The 20,531-nt window shown below is 37.4% G+C and carries 18 protein-coding genes and 2 other RNA genes; 13 read left to right on the top strand and 7 right to left on the bottom strand.

The features are described 5' to 3' along the window. Window positions 1–47: 47 nt before the first annotated feature. From atpE to DHU68_RS09165, 5 genes are read left to right on the top strand one after another with little or no spacing between them, the layout of a single operon-like run. Entirely contained in the window at window positions 48–311 is a 264-nt protein-coding gene (gene atpE / locus DHU68_RS09185) for an ATP synthase F0 subunit C (protein ID WP_108822691.1), read from the top strand. 21 nt (window positions 312–332) lie between these two features. Further along, window positions 333–827 (top strand): F0F1 ATP synthase subunit B, encoded by a 495-nt coding sequence (gene atpF / locus DHU68_RS09180; RefSeq protein ID WP_108822690.1) that lies wholly within the window; start codon window positions 333–335, stop codon window positions 825–827. A gap of 5 nt (window positions 828–832) precedes the next feature. Beyond that, window positions 833–1,387: a F0F1 ATP synthase subunit delta gene (locus tag DHU68_RS09175; RefSeq protein ID WP_108822689.1), complete on the top strand. Its 555-nt coding sequence runs from the start codon at window positions 833–835 to the stop codon at window positions 1,385–1,387. A 45-nt stretch (window positions 1,388–1,432) separates the two neighbouring features. Beyond that, on the top strand, window positions 1,433–3,019 hold the full coding sequence (gene atpA / locus DHU68_RS09170; RefSeq protein WP_108822688.1) for a F0F1 ATP synthase subunit alpha: 1,587 nt from the start codon (window positions 1,433–1,435) through the stop codon (window positions 3,017–3,019). A gap of 7 nt (window positions 3,020–3,026) precedes the next feature. Further along, entirely contained in the window at window positions 3,027–3,905 is an 879-nt protein-coding gene (locus DHU68_RS09165; RefSeq protein ID WP_108822687.1) for a F0F1 ATP synthase subunit gamma, read from the top strand. Window positions 3,906–3,979: 74 nt separating this feature from the next. Here the strand turns inward: DHU68_RS09165 and DHU68_RS09160 are convergent, their stop codons facing one another. Then, window positions 3,980–5,590 (bottom strand): hypothetical protein, encoded by a 1,611-nt coding sequence (locus tag DHU68_RS09160; RefSeq protein WP_108822686.1) that lies wholly within the window; start codon window positions 5,588–5,590, stop codon window positions 3,980–3,982. A gap of 12 nt (window positions 5,591–5,602) precedes the next feature. Continuing rightward, the gene (locus tag DHU68_RS09155; protein WP_108822685.1) at window positions 5,603–6,766 is read right to left on the bottom strand and encodes an ATP-binding cassette domain-containing protein; all 1,164 of its coding nucleotides are present in this window, start codon (window positions 6,764–6,766) and stop codon (window positions 5,603–5,605) included. Between the two features lie 214 nt (window positions 6,767–6,980). Between DHU68_RS09155 and DHU68_RS09150 the strand changes: the two genes are divergently transcribed. Further along, on the top strand, window positions 6,981–8,336 hold the full coding sequence (locus DHU68_RS09150) for an FAD-dependent oxidoreductase (RefSeq protein ID WP_108822684.1): 1,356 nt from the start codon (window positions 6,981–6,983) through the stop codon (window positions 8,334–8,336). A 61-nt stretch (window positions 8,337–8,397) separates the two neighbouring features. Here DHU68_RS09150 and DHU68_RS09145 read toward each other — a convergent pair whose 3' ends face one another. Beyond that, the gene (locus DHU68_RS09145) at window positions 8,398–9,771 is read right to left on the bottom strand and encodes a Gfo/Idh/MocA family protein (protein WP_369831337.1); all 1,374 of its coding nucleotides are present in this window, start codon (window positions 9,769–9,771) and stop codon (window positions 8,398–8,400) included. A 223-nt stretch (window positions 9,772–9,994) separates the two neighbouring features. On the opposite strand from DHU68_RS09145, the gene ssrA reads away from it, so the two are divergent. The 3 genes from ssrA to DHU68_RS09130 all read left to right on the top strand — a co-directional run bounded on the left by ssrA (window position 9,995) and on the right by DHU68_RS09130 (window position 12,219). Next, window positions 9,995–10,393, top strand: a transfer-messenger RNA (tmRNA) gene (gene ssrA / locus DHU68_RS09140). A 34-nt stretch (window positions 10,394–10,427) separates the two neighbouring features. Beyond that, window positions 10,428–11,045, top strand: coding sequence for an SGNH/GDSL hydrolase family protein (locus DHU68_RS09135; RefSeq protein ID WP_160111115.1), 618 nt, complete (start codon window positions 10,428–10,430; stop codon window positions 11,043–11,045). 304 nt (window positions 11,046–11,349) lie between these two features. Continuing rightward, window positions 11,350–12,219 (top strand): energy transducer TonB, encoded by an 870-nt coding sequence (locus tag DHU68_RS09130; protein ID WP_108822681.1) that lies wholly within the window; start codon window positions 11,350–11,352, stop codon window positions 12,217–12,219. A gap of 188 nt (window positions 12,220–12,407) precedes the next feature. Here the strand turns inward: DHU68_RS09130 and DHU68_RS09125 are convergent, their stop codons facing one another. From DHU68_RS09125 to DHU68_RS09110, 4 genes are all read right to left on the bottom strand, one after another. Beyond that, on the bottom strand, window positions 12,408–12,875 hold the full coding sequence (locus DHU68_RS09125; RefSeq protein ID WP_108822680.1) for a hypothetical protein: 468 nt from the start codon (window positions 12,873–12,875) through the stop codon (window positions 12,408–12,410). A 285-nt stretch (window positions 12,876–13,160) separates the two neighbouring features. After that, window positions 13,161–14,384, bottom strand: a complete 1,224-nt coding sequence (locus DHU68_RS09120) for a Gfo/Idh/MocA family protein (RefSeq protein WP_108822679.1) — start codon at window positions 14,382–14,384, stop codon at window positions 13,161–13,163. Window positions 14,385–14,618: 234 nt separating this feature from the next. Next, an RNA gene (gene rnpB / locus DHU68_RS09115) (RNase P RNA component class A) lies at window positions 14,619–14,971 on the bottom strand. A 31-nt stretch (window positions 14,972–15,002) separates the two neighbouring features. Continuing rightward, complete coding sequence (locus DHU68_RS09110; protein ID WP_108822678.1) at window positions 15,003–15,776, bottom strand: GDSL-type esterase/lipase family protein; 774 nt, start codon at window positions 15,774–15,776, stop codon at window positions 15,003–15,005. A gap of 224 nt (window positions 15,777–16,000) precedes the next feature. Here DHU68_RS09110 and DHU68_RS09105 point away from each other — a divergent pair, with 224 nt between their 5' ends. From DHU68_RS09105 to DHU68_RS09090, 4 genes are read left to right on the top strand one after another with little or no spacing between them, the layout of a single operon-like run. Continuing rightward, window positions 16,001–17,839 (top strand): ABC transporter ATP-binding protein, encoded by a 1,839-nt coding sequence (locus DHU68_RS09105; RefSeq protein WP_108822677.1) that lies wholly within the window; start codon window positions 16,001–16,003, stop codon window positions 17,837–17,839. A 17-nt stretch (window positions 17,840–17,856) separates the two neighbouring features. Next, on the top strand, window positions 17,857–18,603 hold the full coding sequence (trmB, locus tag DHU68_RS09100; protein ID WP_108822676.1) for a tRNA (guanosine(46)-N7)-methyltransferase TrmB: 747 nt from the start codon (window positions 17,857–17,859) through the stop codon (window positions 18,601–18,603). A 48-nt stretch (window positions 18,604–18,651) separates the two neighbouring features. Beyond that, window positions 18,652–19,764: an Mrp/NBP35 family ATP-binding protein gene (locus tag DHU68_RS09095; protein WP_108822675.1), complete on the top strand. Its 1,113-nt coding sequence runs from the start codon at window positions 18,652–18,654 to the stop codon at window positions 19,762–19,764. Beyond that, entirely contained in the window at window positions 19,761–20,516 is a 756-nt protein-coding gene (locus DHU68_RS09090) for an SDR family NAD(P)-dependent oxidoreductase (protein WP_108822674.1), read from the top strand. The genes DHU68_RS09095 and DHU68_RS09090 overlap by 4 nt, the downstream gene beginning before the upstream one ends. Window positions 20,517–20,531 lie beyond the last annotated feature (15 nt).

Below are 20,531 nucleotides of genomic sequence, written 5' to 3'. Positions count from 1 at the left end.
AAATTTATATAAAAAACAAATAATTAATTAACTAAAAAGAAAAAATTATGTTACTATCAACTTTAGCAGTTTTATTGCAAGCAGCAGCCGGATCAGGTCTGGCTCAACTAGGTGCAGCTTTAGGAGCAGGATTGGCAGCTATCGGTGCAGGTATTGGTATCGGAAAGATCGGTGGTTCGGCAATGGAAGGTATTGCTCGTCAACCAGAAGCCAGTGGAGATATCCGTATGTCTATGATTATTGCTGCGGCTCTTATCGAGGGGGTTGCACTATTTGCTGTTGTTGTATGTTTGCTTATTCTTGTTTTATAATAAATATAAAAAACAAACAATATGCTTAAACCTGAATTTGGTCTTGTAATATGGATGTGCATCTGCTTCGGGACTGTATTCATCGTTCTTGCAAAATTTGGTTTCCCGATTATTACCAAAATGGTAGCCGATCGCAAAAACTATATTCAAGATTCGTTGGATGCGGCACAGAAAGCAAATGAACAATTGGCTTCCATTAAGGAACAGAGCGATGCTATACTTGCATCGGCCAAGACTGAGCAGGTGAAAATCTTGAAAGAAGCTGCTGATACTCGCGATCGTATTGTAAACGAAGCGAGAGAGCAAGCTAAAATAGCTGGAGCTAAAGAATTGGAAGAAATGAGAAAGCTTATTCAAGCCGAAAAAGATCAGGCTATCCGCGATATTCGTCGTCAGGTAGCAGAGCTTTCGGTTGATGTGGCTGAAAAAGTTCTTCGTGGTTCTTTAAAAGACTCGGAAGCACAAATGTCAATGATTGATCGCCTGGTAGATGAGGCTATGGTATCTAAATCTTAACTGTTATGAATGAAGGGATGATCTCTAAGCGATATGCTAAAGCGCTATTGTTATTTGCAGAAGATAACAAGTCGGAAGATGTGGTTTATGCCGAAATGAAGCAACTCGCTTCTATTTTTGCAAGTGAACCGGCATTGCGTATGGCAATGGATAATCCTATGTTAAGTGTTGAGGATAAAATGAATCTGGTGAAAGCTGCTGTTGGTCAAAAAACGAGTGCAGAATTCACCCGATTTACAGAACTTGTTTTGAAAAACAAAAGAGAAAGGTTTTTACAAAATATAGCTCTTTGCTATATCGACCTTTACTGTGTGGCAAAACAAATAAATACAGGTAAGTTGGTAACAGCTATGCCTGTAGATGACTCTGTGAAGGAAAAGATGAAAGGCTTATTGCAAAAAATGAAGCCAGGTAATCTGGAATTCGAAACTCATGTTGATCCTGATATCGAAGGAGGTTTTATCCTTTATTTGGATGATTACAGACTCGATGCCAGTGTTAAAACTCAACTCGCACGGATTAAGCAACAGTTTATCGCAGAAAACAGTAAGATGAGTTAAGAGGCTATCTATTAGCTATAATAAAAAGAAATTAATAAGAATTATATGTCTGAAAATATAAAAGCAAGTGAAGTCTCCGATGTATTGAAGATGCAGCTTGAGAATATTAATAACCGCGTACAGTTTGACGAGGTTGGTACTGTTCTCGAAGTAGGAGATGGTGTTGTTCGTATATATGGACTTAAAAATGCAGAAGCTAATGAACTTCTACAATTCGACAATGGAATAATGGCCGTTGTGATGAACTTGGAAGAAGATAATGTGGGTGCTGTGTTACTTGGTCCGTCCGATCAGATTAAAGAAGGTTTTACCGTTAAACGTACCGGAAGAATTGCCTCTATCAATGTAGGTGACGGCATGTTGGGACGTGTGATTACTCCTTTAGGTGAACCGTTGGATGGAAGAGGTCCTATAACAGGCGAACTACTTGAGATGCCTTTGGAACGTAAAGCTCCCGGGGTAATCTATCGCCAGCCTGTAGCTCAACCATTGCAAACAGGTTTGAAAGCTGTTGATGCAATGATTCCTATTGGTAGAGGTCAACGTGAGCTTATCATTGGTGACCGCCAAACGGGAAAAACAGCTATTGCTATTGATACAATAATTAATCAAAAAGCGAATTTTGAAGCAGGAGATCCGGTTTATTGTATCTATGTGGCTATCGGGCAGAAAGCGTCTACCGTTGCCAATATAGTGCAAACGCTGAAAGAGAAAGGAGCGATGGATTATACAATCATCGTTTCGGCTACAGCGGCAGAACCCGCAGCACTTCAATACTTCTCTGCATTTGCAGGTGCAGCTATTGGAGAATATTTCCGCGATACAGGTCGTCATGCACTAGTAGTATATGATGACTTATCGAAACAAGCAGTTGCGTATCGTGAAGTGTCACTGATTCTTCGTCGTCCACCGGGTCGTGAAGCATATCCCGGGGATATTTTCTATCTACACTCTCGTTTATTGGAGCGTGCTGCTAAGATTATTTCTCAACAGGAAGTTGCAGAGCAAATGAATGACTTGCCGGCAAGCCTTAAAGGAAAAGTAAAAGCAGGAGGTTCGTTAACTGCATTGCCTATTATCGAAACTCAGGCTGGAGACGTATCAGCTTATATTCCAACGAATGTGATTTCTATTACAGACGGACAGATATTCCTAGATGTAGACTTGTTTAACTCGGGTAAGCGTCCTGCTATCGACGTTGGTATTTCTGTATCACGTGTAGGAGGTTCAGCTCAGGTGAAAGCAATGAAAAAGGTTGCGGGAACACTGAAGATAGACCAAGCTCAATATCGTGAACTGGAAGCTTTTACTCAATTTGGGGGAGATCTGGATCCGGTAACAGCTATGACTATTGATAAAGGGCGTAAGAATACAGAACTTCTTGTTCAGGCGCAATATATGCCAATGCCAGTAGAAAAGCAAATTGCTATTCTGTATTGTGGAACAAATGGATTGTTGCGTAACGTACCGTTAGATAAAGTGCATGACTTTGAAACAGAGTTTTTGAGAACTTTGGAAATGAAATATCAAACAGAAGTGTTGGATAAACTGAAAAAAGGAGTCATAGACGAAAGCGTAGAAACTATAATCAGAGAAGTAGCCAAAGATACGGCTGCTCAATATAAAAAGTAATTGAATTATGGCATCTCTTAAGGAAATAAAAGACAGGCTCAGTTCTGTAAGGGGTACGAAGAAAATAACATCGGCTATGAAGATGATTGCATCCTCGAAGCTTCATAAAGCTCAGAATGCAATTACCAACTTCTTGCCGTATCAGGAAAAGTTGGATACAATTCTGACAAATCTCCTTTCTGCCGATACATCTTACGAATCTCCTTTTATCCAAAAGAGGGAAACAAAGAGAATAGCAATTGTAGCTTTCGCTTCCAATTCATCTCTTTGTGGAGCATATAATGCAAATGTGATTAAAGAGTTTGTTCATACTTATAATAAATATGAAGATCTTGGTAAAGAAAATATCTTAGTGTATCCTGTTGGTAAAAAGATTTTCGATGCTGCAAAGAAAATGAACTTGAAAGCAGAAGGCGATTATCGTGAAATGGCAGACAAACCGTCATATCAGGCAATACAAGATTTGGCTAAAGAACTAATAGCTAAATATATCTCCAAAGAAATAGATGAGGTGGTTTTAATCTACCATCACTTTGTTTCAACGGGAACACAAGTATTGAAGAATGTGCCTTTTCTCCCGTTCGATTTAGAGCAGAAGAAAGAAGATTCAGATGAAGATAATCTTGTTGATTATATTTTTGAGCCTTCGAAAGAAGAGATTCTGACAGAACTGATACCAACAGTTCTTTATTCAAGACTTTATGCTGCATTGCTAGACTCTAATGCTTCTGAACATGCTGCTCGGACTGTTGCTATGCAGATAGCTACAGATAATGCAGATGAGCTAGCTCAAGAGTTGACTATTCAATATAATAAGTCGCGTCAGCAAGCAGTAACAAATCAATTACTTGATATAATAGGTGGGGCTTCAGCCTTGCAGGGTTGATATTTATAATCCTATAATAAAAAACAAAGCCTCGGATACATGTATCCGAGGCTTTGTTTTTTATATAAATCTAGTTATTCTTCAGCAATGGCTTTCCATTTTCTTACAAAAACGGATATTGGCCACATTATTAAACAAATAAATAGAATGTTTAGCCAGAACATATTCATTATCATCTCTTCAGAGATATCAAGATAGTTCTCTTGTAATTCCGTATATAAAGCAAAGGTGAAGAATAATAGTGGTATTTGACATGGAATTAACCAAATGAATAAATTGATATAATACTTGGAATTACCTTTGTGTTTTTTGCCTATGATCTTAGTTAAGATACGGATACCGAGGCCTATGAATAAAGCAACCCAAAATAAAAGGATCAGCATGACGAATATGCGTTCGTCGTTTCTGCCCCAATCAAGTGTATCGAGTATGGCAACCGTACCTACAAGGATGGCAAATAACAATAATCCGGTACCGACAAGTGAAATCAACCATGATTTTCCATCCGTAACTCTAAATGAGAATATAAATAGTGAAGTCCATGTTGCAATACATATGCAGATAAGGAGAAATATTTGTATATCTATATCTTCTTCGTGACTTTTCGAAATCTGATTGTATCCATTTTCCAATTCATCGTATTGTAGAAAAGGAATTGTTTTTTTGCTTGAGCTAGTTTGGTGGTCAGAGACCGCATCTACTGTTTCAACAGCAAATATATCATCATCGGAATAATAGGTGTTATCATAAATTGAATTTGGTTGGTTTTTCTTTATCAAAGTCTCTTGGTTCACCGGGAAAAAAGGAGGAATATATATTCGCTCTAACCATTTTTCAGGAGTTATGTTGACTACTAGATTGTGCTTTCTTTGTAGATTTTCAAAGTCCTTCATTACAGATAAGATCTTATCTTTCTCGCCGTTCTTTATCCATTCCTTTACCTCGTTCTGTCTTCTATGTTTCTCCCAAGTTGTGGAGTCTATGTATACTTTCTTCATGATTTCGAGAGGTTTGTCTTTGTACTCATGATAGTCTTCATAGCCATATGAACTGAAGAAAAGTAAAGACTGTCCTGTATATCCTCTAATAATAAGTCCGCCGCTTCCACTATATTGTATTGAGAAATCGTCAAAGTCAATAGAATCAGGTCTTAAGTTCATGCCTTCAGGAACAGGAATAGGCTTGTTATATTCTGTAGAATATGAGAACCTATAGTAGTCTGTATTAGGAATAAGCACTTCTGCTCTTTGTAATGTCGCAATGGCTTTTTCTGTTTCGCTTTTAGATGCGATAGATCTCCATTTACTTAAATAACCTTCAGTCATGCTAAAAGGGATAGTAGCCAAACCTATTGTTATTATAAGGCATAATGACCATTCAAGATATATTTGACTTGTTTTTTTAGGATAAAATATTTTAAGTCCATTATTACGGTTATAAAATACAAGCCATCCTATCAGAGCGATGATGCCGATGAGTACGCTTACCAGATACAAAATCTCCATATTGTTAAAAGGAGAATAATAGTAAGAATACAGATCTTCAAAAGATGTTTGAGCAGAAGCAAAGCCTATAGTGAAGAATATAGCATGAATACCAAGTAATACGAGAATCATTGGAATTAACTTAATATTCCATATAATAGGGTGATGTGTCAATAAATAATTTTGTATTTTCTTTATCATTGTAGTCTTGTTTTATGAAAGGAAAAATCTGCGGGTTGAATTGGATATATTTCGGAAGTAAGTAATTGGTATTTGTTGATCCAATACTAATCTTAAGAACTGATCTTGACTAATATTAGCGGGGAAACTAGCGACATAAGTTCCTCCATTTATTTGTATTTTTTCTAATTCAAGTTGTTTCAGAATATTATAAAGATCATCTTGCTTCCAACTAGATTCGAATTCAATAATAAATTTAGAAACCTCTTTGTAAATAACATCTGTATCTTGTTCTATATTTTTAGGACTTCCTTTCTTAAGGAATATAACATTGTCAGAAGTCTTTTCCACTTCATATAACTGTTGAGAACTGAGCACAATACCCAATGGGCGAAAAGGAGAGCGAGCGATGTCTTTAAAATCATCTAAAACTACCTGTTGAGCTAATATATCAAGGTTGGCAAGAGGCTCGTCGATCAGGAGCAATTTTGGTCTGCGTAGTAATGCTCTGGCTAATTCAAAACGCATTTTGTAACCTGATGATAAATTTTTCCATCCATAGGTGCGATATTGTCTTAATCCCATACGTGCGATGATTAATTCTACGATCAACTCATTCTCTTTACCTACAATTCCATACGAAGCTGCTGTAAAACGAAGGTTAGAAAGTAAGGATCCATGCCACGAATTTGTTCGTTGGGGAATGTATATCAATCGGGAGCGTAAATCGTAACTGTTTCTGTAAGGGAAGTGATATTTGATTTCACCAGCTGTTGGTTGCAACTCTCCACATAAAGAACGTAGAAGTGTTGTTTTTCCATTTCCATTTTCGCCAACAAGACCAATGATCTCGCCTTCTTTCACAGTAAAACTAATCGGACCTAAAGCAAAATTAGATCGTTTATAGGATTTAATAAGATTGTAAGAAGAAATCAGAATTTTATTATTATCAGAATCAATAGGTTTATTGATCAAGAAGCTATATAGTTCATCCAATAAAGAAGTATATCTACTTATAATCTCTTCTTTACTGTTTGTGTTGAGATCAAGCCAATCTAACAGTTCAGTAGTTTTCTTGTAATAAACTAGATTTTCTGTATCTAAAGTAAGATCTATAACTCGTTTTGTAAGGAGAGAGAAATCTTCATAATTGATTAATTTTTTGATTTCTTCAAATTGGGTTTGAAATATAGTCATATTTTTTTTAGTTGTAGTTTTGTGACTTAGGACAAATATATCTTTTTTTTTGTAACTATTTTCTTTTAGATCATTATAATACTTTTTGTCTTTTTATATTAGCTTTTTTTATATATTTTGACCTGTAAAAAGAATATTATAATAGGTTTTTTGTCGTGGTTTTTGTTAATTTGTAATGACAAATTTTAACCACAATATTATAATACAAAATTAAATGTCTGATACCAAAAAAATCTCACGTAGAAAGTTTTTTAAAATTGCGGCAGCAACAGGAGCCGTAGGTACTGTTGCCGCAGCCGGAATATATAAGGCAACCGAGTTTTCTAGTAATGCCAAAGGGAAGATAGTCATAATAGGTGGAGGCTGTGCCGGATTAAGTATGGCTGCGTTATTACACCGTTGGCTAAAAGAACCGGACATCACCGTTATTGATCCTAGTGATCGTCAGTATTATCAACCTGGATTTACTTTAGTTGCCTCAGGAGTGTATGAACCTGATGATGTTTGGAAAGATCAGAAAGATTGTATGCCTAGTGGAGTTACATGGGTAAAAGACGTAGTTAAAGAACTAGATCCTTCATCGAAGGCGATTAAGACAGAAAAGAATGGAAAAATATCTTATGATTTTCTGGTATTAGCTCCAGGTCTGCAAATTGATTGGGATAGAACAGAGGGTATAAGTCAAAGTACATTAGGGCAAGGAAATGCTCATACGATATACGATTTTGAAGGTGCGCAAAAAACATGGAAAGCAATTCAAGAGTTTGCTCAAAAAGGAGGGAGAGGTGTTTTTACAGATACTTATACCAAGCATAAATGTGGAGGTGCTCCGAAGAAAATATGCTTGCTGACAGAGCATCATGCACGTAAACAAAATACGAGAGATAAAGTAACGCTGGATTATTTTACGGCAGATAAGGAATTATACGATGTCCCTTATTTTACACCTCGCTTATTGGAAATCTATAATGAACGAAATGTGAGCATTACTTTACATACAAGAGTTAAAGGTATTGATACTGCTGCTAAGCGTGTTCATATGGAACGAATAGAAACAATAGGTGATGAAAAGATTGTTACGCCTGTAATAGAGGATTATGACTTCTTGCATTTTACTCCTCCTATGTCAGCACCTACTTTTGTGCGCGAAGCTGGTCTTTCATGGACTGAAGGAGGTCTTGCCGCGGATGGATGGGTTATGGTTGATAAAGAGACGTTAATTCATAAAACATATCCAAATATTGTTTGTTTAGGAGACTGTGCTGGTATCCCTACAAGTAAAACTTCAGCTGCAGTTCGTAAACAAGTCCCTGTTGCGGCAATGAACCTCGTTTTAACTATGGAAGGTAAGACTCCTGATCAGAAGTATAATGGATATGCAGCATGTCCTATTATTACAGATTATGGACATGTCTTATTGTGTGAATTTGATTATGACAAAAATCCTCAAATTTCTTTCCCTTTTACAATGCTGGATATGTCTAAAGAGCAAGCAGCTGCATGGCAATTGAAGGTAGAAGTATTAAAACCATTATACTACCAAGGAATGCTAAATGGTTATGGCTTCTGATTGAGTAGGAATTGATTAGAAATAAAAAAGCAGGAATAATTACTATTCCTGCTTTTCTTTATTATTTATCGTAATAGGGAAGCTTATAAGGCTTTCTGTATTCGTATTTATATAGTCTGTGGTTTTCGGCTTCAGTATCATCAACGAATGTTAGTGTTGCCGGGTTCCATCTTACTGGGCGTTTCAATTCTGTTGCTATATTTGCTAAGCAACATAAAGTGTTAGTACTACAGCCCACTTCAACAGATGCGACTGGTTTCTTCCTTGATTTCATGCAATCGATAAAGTTTTGCATATGAGGAGAGCTAACTTCAAACTCACCTGCTCCAACTCCTTTTTCAGTGCGTTCATCCTCTTTCAGTAAATTAGGGTCAGAAGCTTGTAGGAAACCTCTTGCTACTTGTATCCATCCTTTATCGCCAATGAATTTAATACCCTGAGCATTTGGATCATCGTCGCGGTAAGGTTGTTCTGTCATTACAATACCATTCGCATATTTCATTGTAAGGTATTCTGCTCCATTGTATCCTTTAGGAATGTACTCAACTGGTCCAGAACCATCCATTCCTATTGCAGCCTGAGATATGTCAAACATATGAGCACCCCAGTCGGCAGTATATCCATTTCCAGTTTCGCAATACCAACGCCATGCACCCCATAACTGTTCATTTTGTTCTGGCTCTAATGATATTGTAGGACAGATGTCAGAGTGATAATGTATTTTAGGGTCATTTAGAGGCCCTAACCATAAATTAAAGTTAAGGTTTTTAGGTACTTCTTGTTTTGGTAGATCAAAAGGTGTAGGGGTATCACCTACTTTTGCGTATATTTTCTCTATATGACCTATTGCTCCTTTTCGTACAAGGTCCATCGCTTTTATAAACTCTTTGCTTGAGCGCTGTTGGCTTCCTACCTGTAGTACACGATTGTTGTCTCGCACAGCTCTCATTATAGCTAAACCTTCGGTAATAGTATAGGCTAATGGCTTTTGACAATATACATCTTTGCCAGCTTGGCAAGCATGTATTGCATTAAGGGCATGCCAATGGTCGGGAGTAGCTATTGAAACAGCATCAATATCTTTTCTGTTTAAAAGTTCTTCGTAGTTTTCATATTTGTCACAATGAACTTTCATATTCATAGATGCTTGCCATTTACCAAGGCGTCTTTTAAAGCGCTCTGTCTTTAACGAATCGACATCACTACATGCAAGAACTTGTACTCCTGGAACCTGGCTAAAACTATAAAAGTCGGATAGACCTTGTTGTCCTAGTCCGATAAAACCTAAAGTAACTCTGTCGCTAGGAGCAATGCGTACCCCATTCATGGACCAACTAGGAATAATTGTAAGACTAGCTAGACCTAAAGCAGAAAGTTTTAAAAACTCTCTTCTGTCTAGACTCCCTTTTTCTTTTTTCATGGTATTACTTTTTATAATATGTATTTAAGATTATCTATTTAGTCAACAACTAATTATCAAATATACATTAATTAAATTATATTAAAAATAAATTGAAGCAGAATCTCGTTTGTTTAAACAGAATCTTTTTGAGACTATGTTATTGAAAAACGTAGTAAAATATTTATCTTTGCCCTAGATATAATATTTAGCTATGTCTGTTCTTATTAAGAAAGAGCTATAAATAATAAAACCATATGGGGCTGACTGGCTTTGACAGCGAGATGAAGTGGTTTGTAAGCATGCAGTGCGTAGTCGGCTGGCACTATAATCTCAGACGTCAAAATTTTAACTGGCAATAACAATTACGCTCTTGCTGCTTAATCGAAGTATAGTAGATTTTAGCTTAATCCTTGCACAGGTGTGAGGACAAGACATCACCCGGAAGCTGTGGCTTCGAAGCATTCCGATTAGGTGGTGCAGATAAATCGGAGACAGGATAGGGGAGGCTTTGGCTTCTATCTGAAACTAAAAAAGCTAAGGTTTGAGTTGGTGGCTTCGGTCTTGCTCATTCACTAAAATTTAAGCGGAGATAAGCATGTAGAAAGCAAATTAGTTCCTTGTTTGGACGAGGGTTCAAGTCCCTCCAGCTCCACTTGATGTTAATCTAAATTAATTTAAAAGCGTTGATATTGCAGAATATCAGCGCTTTTTCTATATTTGATAATTCAAACAAATATCCAACATTAACTGTGACATCAGTTGATAAAATAAGTTATTCAGTATTCAAAGATAATGAAGGGATTGGTTCTTTAAATTTCGAGTATTATCGAACCGAAGTTTTAGGCTTGGATAACGATACCAAAATAGACGTTTTGACTATGGATTGCGGTATAAATGATTTATCAGGAAATCTATTTTCAGATTCTCAGTTAAACACAATTATCACCAATGTCAAAAAGATTGTTGATGCTTTTACAGCAGACAATCCGAATGGAAAAGTGGTGCTTTGTATGCCAAAATCCAGGAATAGTGATTTGCGTTCAACCAGTCGGAATATGTTGCGATATAATATCTTTAATTTCAGTAAAAAAGCAGTAGAAAAGTTCACTGATCATCCGAATGTTATTATCTCTCAAAGTGGATTTGCAATGGATAGATTTTATGGTTATCCAATAATAGATCAGAAAGTAGCAAACAGATACAATGAAACGTTATTAATGGCAAATAATGATGTTCATCCACGTGCAGAGGGTTATCATCAGATTGCTGATGGAATGACAGGTGCAGTTTTAATTGCATTGAAATAGTATTTAATTGATGTTTAAATACAATTAAAAAGCCATTCATATTGTTGAATGGCTTTTGCTATATTTGTATAATTGTGAATGTATTTCAAATGTGTATGCGTGTGTTTTGATGTACATTTCATTTTATAAATTTGCACAATTCGATTTTGCGATTATAAGAGACATAATTAAAATTCTACATTTTTTATAAAAATATTAGGACAGCTGTTGTGTTTTCGTATATTTACTAAAAAATAGTAGATCTGTGTTTGTTTAATACTTGTCTATTGTTCTATGTTACCTTTAACTGTTAAATATATACATTATGAAAAAAACGATTAACATTTTATTTAGTTTCCTATTTCTAATTAGTGTAGGAAATGTAATGGGAAATGAAGATGCTCCTGAAGAGAAAAATATGAAGTACCCTGAGGAAGCCATAAGGGATATGACAACGAATCTTTTACAAGAAAAACTCTATAAAGATGTTCATATTGTTAGAGGAGGTGGAACTTTACCTGAATGCTTAACTGGTAATGTATGGCAATATATCAATAACAACGTACATTTTCCGAAAGAAATAAAGTTAAATAGAAGTGACAATAGTGTTAGTATACACTTTATTGTAGAAAAAGATGGTTCTCTGAATAGTTTTAGTATCTATTCTGGGAGTTATCCCGCTTTAGATGCCGAAGTGCTTCGTGTCGCAAAAACAATGGGAAAATGGAGTCCAGGTAAACTCGCTAACGGGGAGATCGTAAGAACTACCTATTTGCTCAATGGTGTATACGAGTCTGAAAATAATGAAATTAAATTAAAAGCTTTGCCATTACGAGTAGAAAAATATCAAGGTGAAGTTTGCGAATTAGCAGAAAAGTTTCCTCAATTTCCTGGAGGTGCGAATGCTTTGAAGAAATTCATCTCAGATAATATGCAATATCCTGCCGAGGCAATAGAATACAAAGAAGAAGGAAGTGTAGTGGTGCAATTTGTTGTATCACCTACAGGAGAAATTTTTGACGTTTTCGGTGTTGTCCGCTGTCGACATAATGATAAATGTCCTGCAATTTCCTTGGTTTTAGCAAAAGAAGCAGAACGAATAGTAGAATTGATGCCTAATTGGATTCCTGGTGAAAACAAAGGGGAAAAAGTTGCTGTAAGATACGCTTTACCGATTATTTTTAAGCTTCCCTAAACTTTTGAAATATATGGTAAAGGCTTTTGGAGAGAGGAAGGGGGATAGGAAACAAAATATATCTTGTACCAAATATACCTATTCCACTACCAATTATAAGGGCTGCTAAAAAAATAAAGCTACAGGTCTCAAAACGTGTAGCTTTTTTATCTTATTTATATTAGTAGTATAAATATAAAGTATTCGATTTATTGCCTTACATAATATATAGCAGCAGTAGCTTCTGTTATACCTGCATCAGGAGAAAAGTTGCCTTTAACCCAATCTAGATAGTCGTAATATATAATGAATTTGTCTTCTCTTATTTCAAATCTATCAGTGATGGGACCTCCTTGTTCTTCTCCATCATAAGTTAGCACCATGGTCAACTCGTTTCCATTTATAGAATATTTCCATTCATCCTTGTCGTTTGTCCAACTGAAGGTATATACTTTACCATTATCAAGGAATTTCCATGCAGAATTAGGTTCACCATACTCTCGGATAAAATTTTCAACTTCTTGTATGTTTGCTTCGCTGTTTGCCTTAACTGTTGGGCTTATGTGATCAAGAACCCAATAACCAACAATGTCTTTTGCATATTTGTCTTCTTTATCATCTTCGCTGCACGAAAACAAAAATAATGCTAGACCAATAAATAATAATAGTTTTTTCATATGTAGTATTTTTAAAGTTTATAATCAAAGTTATAAAAATATTTTAAGAGACCTTATTCATTGAAGAGATAAACCTGACTTGAAAAGAATAAAAGTAGCCTGTAAATCGGTCTCTATTACTTTCCTTTCTTGTTTTTAGATTAAGGAGTCGACTAACTACAAGATCTATATGAGAGACGATAAAGGGAGTTTTGAATAAATTAGATATTGATAATTAGATGAAACAACACCCAATAGTAGTAATATTGGGTGTTGTGTTTATTCGTATTTAGTTCGAAATCTATTCTAGAGTTTAAATTGTGGAATCTTCAACCATTCGCCATCTCTCATAGCCGATTGATGTGCAACAATCCCTCCCACCGTCATATTCAGCGACATTGCTATGTCAACCAAAGGTTTTCGGTCTTGTAGAATAGCCGTAATAAATTCATCGGTAAGACGCCCATGCGAACCTCCATGTCCTCCTCCAGGTACTCCCGGAGGAAGTGCTGGACGTGTTACATCAGGGAGATTTTCTTCCAAACCTTCATACTTCTCATAATAAGATCCTTTTGTACCCCTTACTCTTCCAGTCTCGGATCCATATCCATGACCATAGGTGTCTGAGCTTCGTCCCATACGCGCTGTTCCTCCTTCGCTGGTACGGTAAAACGATATTTCGGTTCCAAACGGGTTTTTATAGATGTTATTCTGTGGCTGATACCTTTCAAATTTGGAAGGCAAACCTAAGCAAGATACTTCTAGAAAACTACCTCCTGTAACTCCTACAAAATAGGCATCAGAGTGCGTAGGGTACCATTGAGGGGGCATTCCGTGGCGCCAGTTTTTAAACGAATCTATTCCATCTTTCGAATAATGCCAATATTCGCCTTCAGCATAAGCAAGTGTCCCAAGTCCTCCCGCCAGATAAATCTGACGCATTGCATAAAGGTCTGCTCTGAACATAGATGTTTCGAACATCATATATTTTAGACCTGATTTTTTGACGGTTTCGAATAGTTTTTCGGCATCTTCCAATGAACCAAATACGGCTGGAACCGCACAAGCAACATGTTTTCCATGATTTAACACTTCGATACAGTGTTTTGCATGGCTTGGTGCATCAGTAGCTACAAAAACGGCTTCAATACTGTCGTCTTTGATAAGTTCCTCCAAAGATGAGTACGTTTTCTTACACTTTGTTACTTCAGCTAATTTTGCACAGCGTTCGGGGATAAGATCGCTGACAGCCACTACCTCAACGTTGGGATGATCCTGAAATCCAAAAGCGGCAGCAAATTCACAAACTCCATAGCCTACAAGTCCCACACGTACTTTTCTGTCAGAAACAGGAGTCCAGATTTTCGATGATTCGGCTTCACTACCAGAATCTTCAAATCCTTGAATAACTACTTTTTGGTTGCTTTTGCACGAATACTGCATTCCGACTATTCCTGTTCCCAGTCCTAAACCGGCCAACTTAATAAAGTCTCGTCGGTCAAATAATTGATTGAATTGTTTTTTTTTCATTTGGGCATTTTTTATAATATTATTCAGATTAACGCTATACTTATCTGAGTATTAGATTATATGTTATCCAAATGTAATCATCTGATAACTAAGGAGCAAATGTTTTTTTGTTTTATTTTAAAGGACCTTGTAGTTTCTTCAATTAATCTTATATATTCATGTAAACAGCCCAATAGGATCTTATGGAATGATATTTATTGAAGAAGAGAATATTGTTGAAAGTTAGAAAAGAAAAAAAACAGTAAGCCTGTAAGCCGGGTTCTGTACCTTTTGCAAGGTGTTTGTCATTTATCTACGACTGCTGTCACCAGTAGCCTCTAGCAACCTACCCCCCGACATCGGGCGAGCAGCCCTACATGCGCCGGTATACATGGTCTTACAACTCGCAAGTAGTACGGCTCTGCATATTGCTATGCAGACCGGTGAGCTCTTACCTCACCTTTTCACCCTTACCCTAAGGCGGTTATTTTCTGTTACCTTAAACTCTGCCCTCACGAACAGCTTCCCATTAAGAAGTACGATGCTCTATGTTGCCCGGACTTTCCTCTTTCTGCCTTTCGACAGCCAGCGACAAACCGGCCTACTGTATTTTGGACAGCAAAGATAGATAAATTCTGACTAATTCTGTGGGAATAGGATGTTATAAATAGCCTTGCCCCAAAATTCGCCAAGTTTGATTGCTCCGCTTTTGTTCGGATGTAAGAAGAAGGTTCCTGCATTGCCATTTTCGTGAGTGAATTCTGCTTCCGAGTTTGCTTCGAAATAAGCATATGCTTCGGTGTCCCCTTTGAAAACTAAATTTGGCTTTTTAGCCGCATAGTCAGCAACCAGTTTGTCTATCATCGGGTGGTATGAGTTCAGGCGGTTCAACCCGGCTTTCAAGTAGATAGACGAATTATAGGTGTTTGGACTATACCATATAGGATTATGAATGACAAAAATCGCAGAGGGGTACAGCGCATGTAATTCATCTATAATGACTTTCATGTTTGTGTAATATTGGACTGGCGACACAGGTGAACCGTTTGGCCCTTTTTCGGCGCTGTCATTTGTTCCTAGCATCATGGAGAATATCAGAGTCGTTTTCTCTTCAATTAGCTTATCGGTTTCTTCTACTAATTTAGGAAAAAGAGTTTCCGAAGCAGGAAGAAAATCTACAGTAGTAGCTCCGCTTCGTCCTCTGTTGGCATATTTTACACTCTTTATTTTATCTTGTTTTTCAAGATACTCACACATCCTGATGGGGGCAGCTTCTTCTTTAGGGTTTTCTAACCACGAACCCTCAGTTATACTGTTGCCAATGAATACAATACGGAGGCTTTTTGCATCATTCTGAGATGCTAGCTGGATTGAGAATAGAAGTGAAAGGCTGACAATAAGTAGGTTTTTCATAGTTTATAACATTGTTAATAGATTAGTCTATAGATATAGGCAGATCAAAGATAGTAAAAAAGGAGATGAAGATACCTCTTTACCTGAGTCTCTTTTATCGCTGCTGTTCAAATTCCTAAAATAGCTGAAAGCACTTTATTAAAACAAGAATTATGACTAACTTGCAGCCGTTTTTATCCAGCCGTATACGGATAGATTCGTAAATATAAACAAAACCCTTTTCGATGAAGGACTTTATTACTTTAATCAGACGGTTTGTTCCGCCATATAAGAAAGAGGTATTACTTAATATTTTCTTCAATATATTAAGTGCTTTTCTTAATGTATTCTCCTTTATGTTCATTATACCTATCCTTGAAGTTCTCTTCAAAACAGATATAAAAGAATATGAATATATCCCGATAGATACAAGTAGCCTTGCTTCTATTTTCGACTTCAATATCCTCAAAAACAACTTCTATTGGTATATGACCGATATCATGGATAAGTATCCGGGCGGAACAGTGCTTTTGGTGCTTGGTCTGTTTTTGGTCGTAATGACGATTTTTAAGACAATAGCTGTTTATTTGGCTAGCTACTATATCGTTTCAGTTCGTACAGGGGTAGTAAGAGACATCCGTAAGCAGATAAATGATAAAATATTATCGCTCCCTTTAGGCTTTTTCTCGAATGAAAAGAAAGGCGATGTGATGGCACGTATGACCGGAGACGTCAACGAAGTAGAAAATTCTGTGATGAGCTCTCTGGACATGGTAAGTAAGAATCCTATTCTGATTGCAGTGTACTTGGGAACAATGTTGGTGACAAGCTGGCAATTGACAATCTTTGTGTTCATCTTGTTACCTGTTGCGGGTTATGTAATGGGCAAGGTCGGGAAGAGTTTGAAGCGCAGATCGGTAGAAGCTCAGAACCTATGGGGGAGTCTTGTTACTCAGATGGAAGAAACATTAAGTGGCTTGCGTATTATAAAAGCGTTTAATGCAGAACCTAAGATTGCACAACGATTTGATAACGCAAGCAATATGTTTCGTGATATGTCGAGCCGAATCGCACGTCGTCAACAGTTGGCTCACCCGATGAGTGAATTGTTGGGAACTATCACCATAGTGCTTGTCTTGTGGTATGGAGGAACATTGATATTAGGATCAGACGGAAGTATAGAGGCTCCTAAGTTTATATTCTATCTTACAGTTTTCTATCTTATTATCAATCCGGCTAAAGATCTTTCTAAATCGGTATATGCAATCCAAAAAGGTATGGCCTCTGTTGAGCGGGTAGATAAGATATTGAATGCTGAAAATAATATACTAAACCCGGAAAACCCGAAAACGATAACTTTCAATAAAGAAGTTTCCTATAGAAATGTTTGGTTCAAATACGAATCAAACTGGGTGATAAAAGATGTGACACTGACTATACCTAAAGGTAAAACTATCGCCTTAGTTGGTCAGTCGGGATCAGGGAAATCTACGATGGCAGATTTGCTCCCTCGCTTCTATGATGTAGATAAAGGAGGAATATATATAGATGATGTAAATATTAAAGATGCCGATATCCACGATTTGCGTGGACTGATGGGGAATGTAAACCAAGAGGCGATACTCTTTAATGATACGTTCTTCAACAATATTGCTTTCGGAGTAGAAAATGCGACAATGGAGCAAGTGATAGAAGCTGCAAAAGTGGCTAATGCTCACGACTTTATTATGGCAACCGAAGATGGCTATAATACAAATATTGGAGATAGGGGCGGCAAGCTTTCGGGCGGACAGCGTCAGCGTGTGAGCATTGCCCGTGCTATATTGAAAAATCCGCAGATCTTGATTCTCGACGAAGCTACATCAGCACTTGATACCGAATCGGAACGTCTGGTACAAGAAGCATTGGAAAGCTTGATGAAGAACCGAACCACCCTGATAATAGCTCACCGTTTGTCGACGATCAAAAACGCAGACGAAATATGTGTGATGAACGAGGGGGTTATTGTTGAGCGCGGACATCACAGCGAATTGTACGAATTGAATGGTTATTACCGCAAGCTGTGCGATATGCAGCAGTTTTGATAATAGAATAAGAGTATATGGGAAAAAATAAATTAGCGAAATTTGCCAACATGGAGGAGTATCCTCATGTGTTTCAGTATCCTTTTTCGGTATTGCAAGAAAAAGGCTTCGATATGAAAGGCAAATGGAATGAGCAGTTTTTCAAGAACAACAATCCCATAGTGTTGGAGCTTGGCTGTGGAAAAGGAGAATATACTGTTGGTTTGGCAAAGCTATTTCCCGACAAGAACTTTATCGGAGTAGACATCAAAGGTGCGCGTATGTGGACGGGAGCTAAAAAATCCTTGGAGGATGGTATGGCTAACGTTGCTTTTCTTCGCACGCATATTGAGATGATTACGCATTTCTTTGCCGAAAATGAAGTGTCGGAAATATGGATTACTTTCCCCGATCCTCAAATGAGTAAGGTGAGCAAACGTATGACTTCGACCCGTTTTATGAAGCTCTATCGTCAGATTATAAAAGGGGATGGAATCGTACATCTGAAAACGGATAGTAATTTTATGTTTACCTATACATGTGCTATGGTTGAGGAGAATAAATTACCTGTTCTCTTCAAAACAGATGATCTATATCATTCGGGATTGGTAGATGATATTCTTAAAATTCAAACATTCTACGAACAACAATGGCTTGCTCGTGGTTTAAATATCAAGTATATTAAATTTGAATGTCCCGATCGTGAAAATTGGGTCGAGCCTGATATCGAAATCGAAAAAGATTCATATCGCAGTTTCGGGCGCAGTAATATGTTGAATCAATAAACTTTAAACAATAAGGTCTGTTGTTCAGACCACACAACAATAATAGAAATGGCTAGTATATATCCAAAACTTATTCTTGACGCACTTCGCAATGTGCGCTATCCCGGTACAGGGAAAGATATTGTAGAAATGGGTATGGTGTCAGACGATATCCATATAAACGGGATGAAAGTAAATTTGTCGATTCTGTTCGAAAAACCGAACGATCCGTTTATGAAATCTATAATAAAAGCTGCTGAAACGGCAATCCTTACTTATGCCGACCCTAACATAGAAATAAAAGGAAATATAGAGGCTCGTACACCTCAGGTAGAACAACCAAAGCCCGCAAAGCTGCTTCCTCAGGTGAAGAATGTGATTGCTATATCGTCGGGTAAAGGTGGAGTAGGAAAGAGTACTGTATCTGCAAATCTTGCAGTATCGCTGGCTAAGAAAGGCTACAAAGTAGGATTGTTGGATGCCGATATTTTTGGGCCTTCCATGCCTAAGATGTTTGACGTAGAGGATGCTCGTCCATACCTTGAGCCAATAGATGGAAAAGAATACATTATCCCAGTAGAAAAATATGGGGTGAAAATGCTTTCTATCGGATTCTTTGTCAACAAGAATGATGCAGTTGTTTGGCGTGGAGCAATGGCAGGTAATGCCTTGAAACAGTTAATAGCAGATGCTAACTGGGGCGAACTGGATTATTTCTTGATAGACTTTCCTCCGGGTACGAGTGATATTCACCTTACATTGGTACAAACATTGGCCATTACGGGAGCTGTGGTAGTAAGTACTCCGCAAGAAGTAGCTTTGGCCGATGCTCGTAAAGGTATCAATATGTTTATGAACGATAAGGTAAATGTGCCTATTCTCGGGTTAGTAGAAAATATGGCATGGTTTACACCGGCTGAATTACCGGACAATAAATATTACATCTTCGGAAAAGACGGAGCTAAGAATCTCGCAGAAGAAATGAATATGCCTTTACTTGGTCAGATTCCTATTGTTCAAAGTATTTGCGAGGGGGGAGACAAAGGAGAACCCGTAGCTTTGAATGAAAATAGTATCACCGGTATGGCTTTCTCTACTCTAGCTGATAATTTTGTAGAGGCGGTAGATAAGCGCAACAAACAGCAACCTCCTACACAAAAAGTGGAAGTGCACAACAAATGACAAGTTTAAAAGACAAAATAGTATTCGTAACGGGTGGAGCTAATGGCATAGGAAAGGCTATAGTCTCCACCTTTTGCCTTGCAGGGGCTGATGTAACCTTTTGCGATATTGACAGAGAAGGAGGAGAACGTTTGTGTGAGGAATTGAAACTCTACAAACCTTCTTTTATTCAAGTAGATGTGTCGGATAAAGAGCAGTTATGGTCTGCTTTAACAGACATTGTAAGCGAAAAAGGTAATATAGATATTGTAATCAATAATGTTGGAGTCAGTGATTTTGGTTCTATACTAAATGTCTCTATTGATGATTTTGATAAGGTGTTGGCAATAAATTTACGCTCTGTTTTTATTACATCAAAGTTTTTGGCTCAACATCGTTCGCAGCATGAGCAGTTTAAAGCCTACGGACGCATTGTAAATATTGCTTCCACACGCTATCTGATGAGCGAAGCCAATTCGGAAGCTTATGCAGCATCTAAGGGTGGAATTGTATCCTTGACTCATGCTTTGGCTGTTTCGCTGAGTGAATTCAATATTACGGTAAATTGCATCAGCCCGGGGTGGATCGAGACGGGAGATTATAGTCGTCTGACTGTGGCAGATCACAAGCAACATCCTTCGGGTAGGGTAGGAGTTCCTGCCGATATTGCTGAGGCCTGCTTGTTCTTGTGTCATCCAAATAACAATTTTATCAATGGGCAGAATATAATCATCGATGGAGGAATGACTAAGAAGATGATTTATGAAGAATAATTCCTTATCTTTATA

This window comes from Dysgonomonas sp. Marseille-P4361 (assembly GCF_900343125.1).
Lineage (GTDB): Bacteria > Bacteroidota > Bacteroidia > Bacteroidales > Dysgonomonadaceae > Dysgonomonas.
Note: the sequence above shows the minus strand (reverse complement) of the source record. Positions and strands in the feature narration are given on the sequence as shown.

Coding starts and splice junctions, on each gene's coding strand:
- DHU68_RS09110 (WP_108822678.1), bottom strand. CDS start 15,776: ATGAAAAACCTACTTATTGTCAGCCTTTCACTTCTATTCTCAATCCAG.
- atpE (WP_108822691.1), top strand. CDS start 48: ATGTTACTATCAACTTTAGCAGTTTTATTGCAAGCAGCAGCCGGATCA.
- DHU68_RS09160 (WP_108822686.1), bottom strand. CDS start 5,590: ATGATAAAGAAAATACAAAATTATTTATTGACACATCACCCTATTATA.
- trmB (WP_108822676.1), top strand. CDS start 17,857: ATGGGAAAAAATAAATTAGCGAAATTTGCCAACATGGAGGAGTATCCT.
- DHU68_RS09130 (WP_108822681.1), top strand. CDS start 11,350: ATGAAAAAAACGATTAACATTTTATTTAGTTTCCTATTTCTAATTAGT.
- DHU68_RS09150 (WP_108822684.1), top strand. CDS start 6,981: ATGTCTGATACCAAAAAAATCTCACGTAGAAAGTTTTTTAAAATTGCG.
- atpA (WP_108822688.1), top strand. CDS start 1,433: ATGTCTGAAAATATAAAAGCAAGTGAAGTCTCCGATGTATTGAAGATG.
- DHU68_RS09095 (WP_108822675.1), top strand. CDS start 18,652: ATGGCTAGTATATATCCAAAACTTATTCTTGACGCACTTCGCAATGTG.
- DHU68_RS09105 (WP_108822677.1), top strand. CDS start 16,001: ATGAAGGACTTTATTACTTTAATCAGACGGTTTGTTCCGCCATATAAG.
- DHU68_RS09125 (WP_108822680.1), bottom strand. CDS start 12,875: ATGAAAAAACTATTATTATTTATTGGTCTAGCATTATTTTTGTTTTCG.
- DHU68_RS09175 (WP_108822689.1), top strand. CDS start 833: ATGAATGAAGGGATGATCTCTAAGCGATATGCTAAAGCGCTATTGTTA.
- atpF (WP_108822690.1), top strand. CDS start 333: ATGCTTAAACCTGAATTTGGTCTTGTAATATGGATGTGCATCTGCTTC.
- DHU68_RS09155 (WP_108822685.1), bottom strand. CDS start 6,766: ATGACTATATTTCAAACCCAATTTGAAGAAATCAAAAAATTAATCAAT.
- DHU68_RS09090 (WP_108822674.1), top strand. CDS start 19,761: ATGACAAGTTTAAAAGACAAAATAGTATTCGTAACGGGTGGAGCTAAT.
- DHU68_RS09165 (WP_108822687.1), top strand. CDS start 3,027: ATGGCATCTCTTAAGGAAATAAAAGACAGGCTCAGTTCTGTAAGGGGT.
- DHU68_RS09120 (WP_108822679.1), bottom strand. CDS start 14,384: ATGAAAAAAAAACAATTCAATCAATTATTTGACCGACGAGACTTTATT.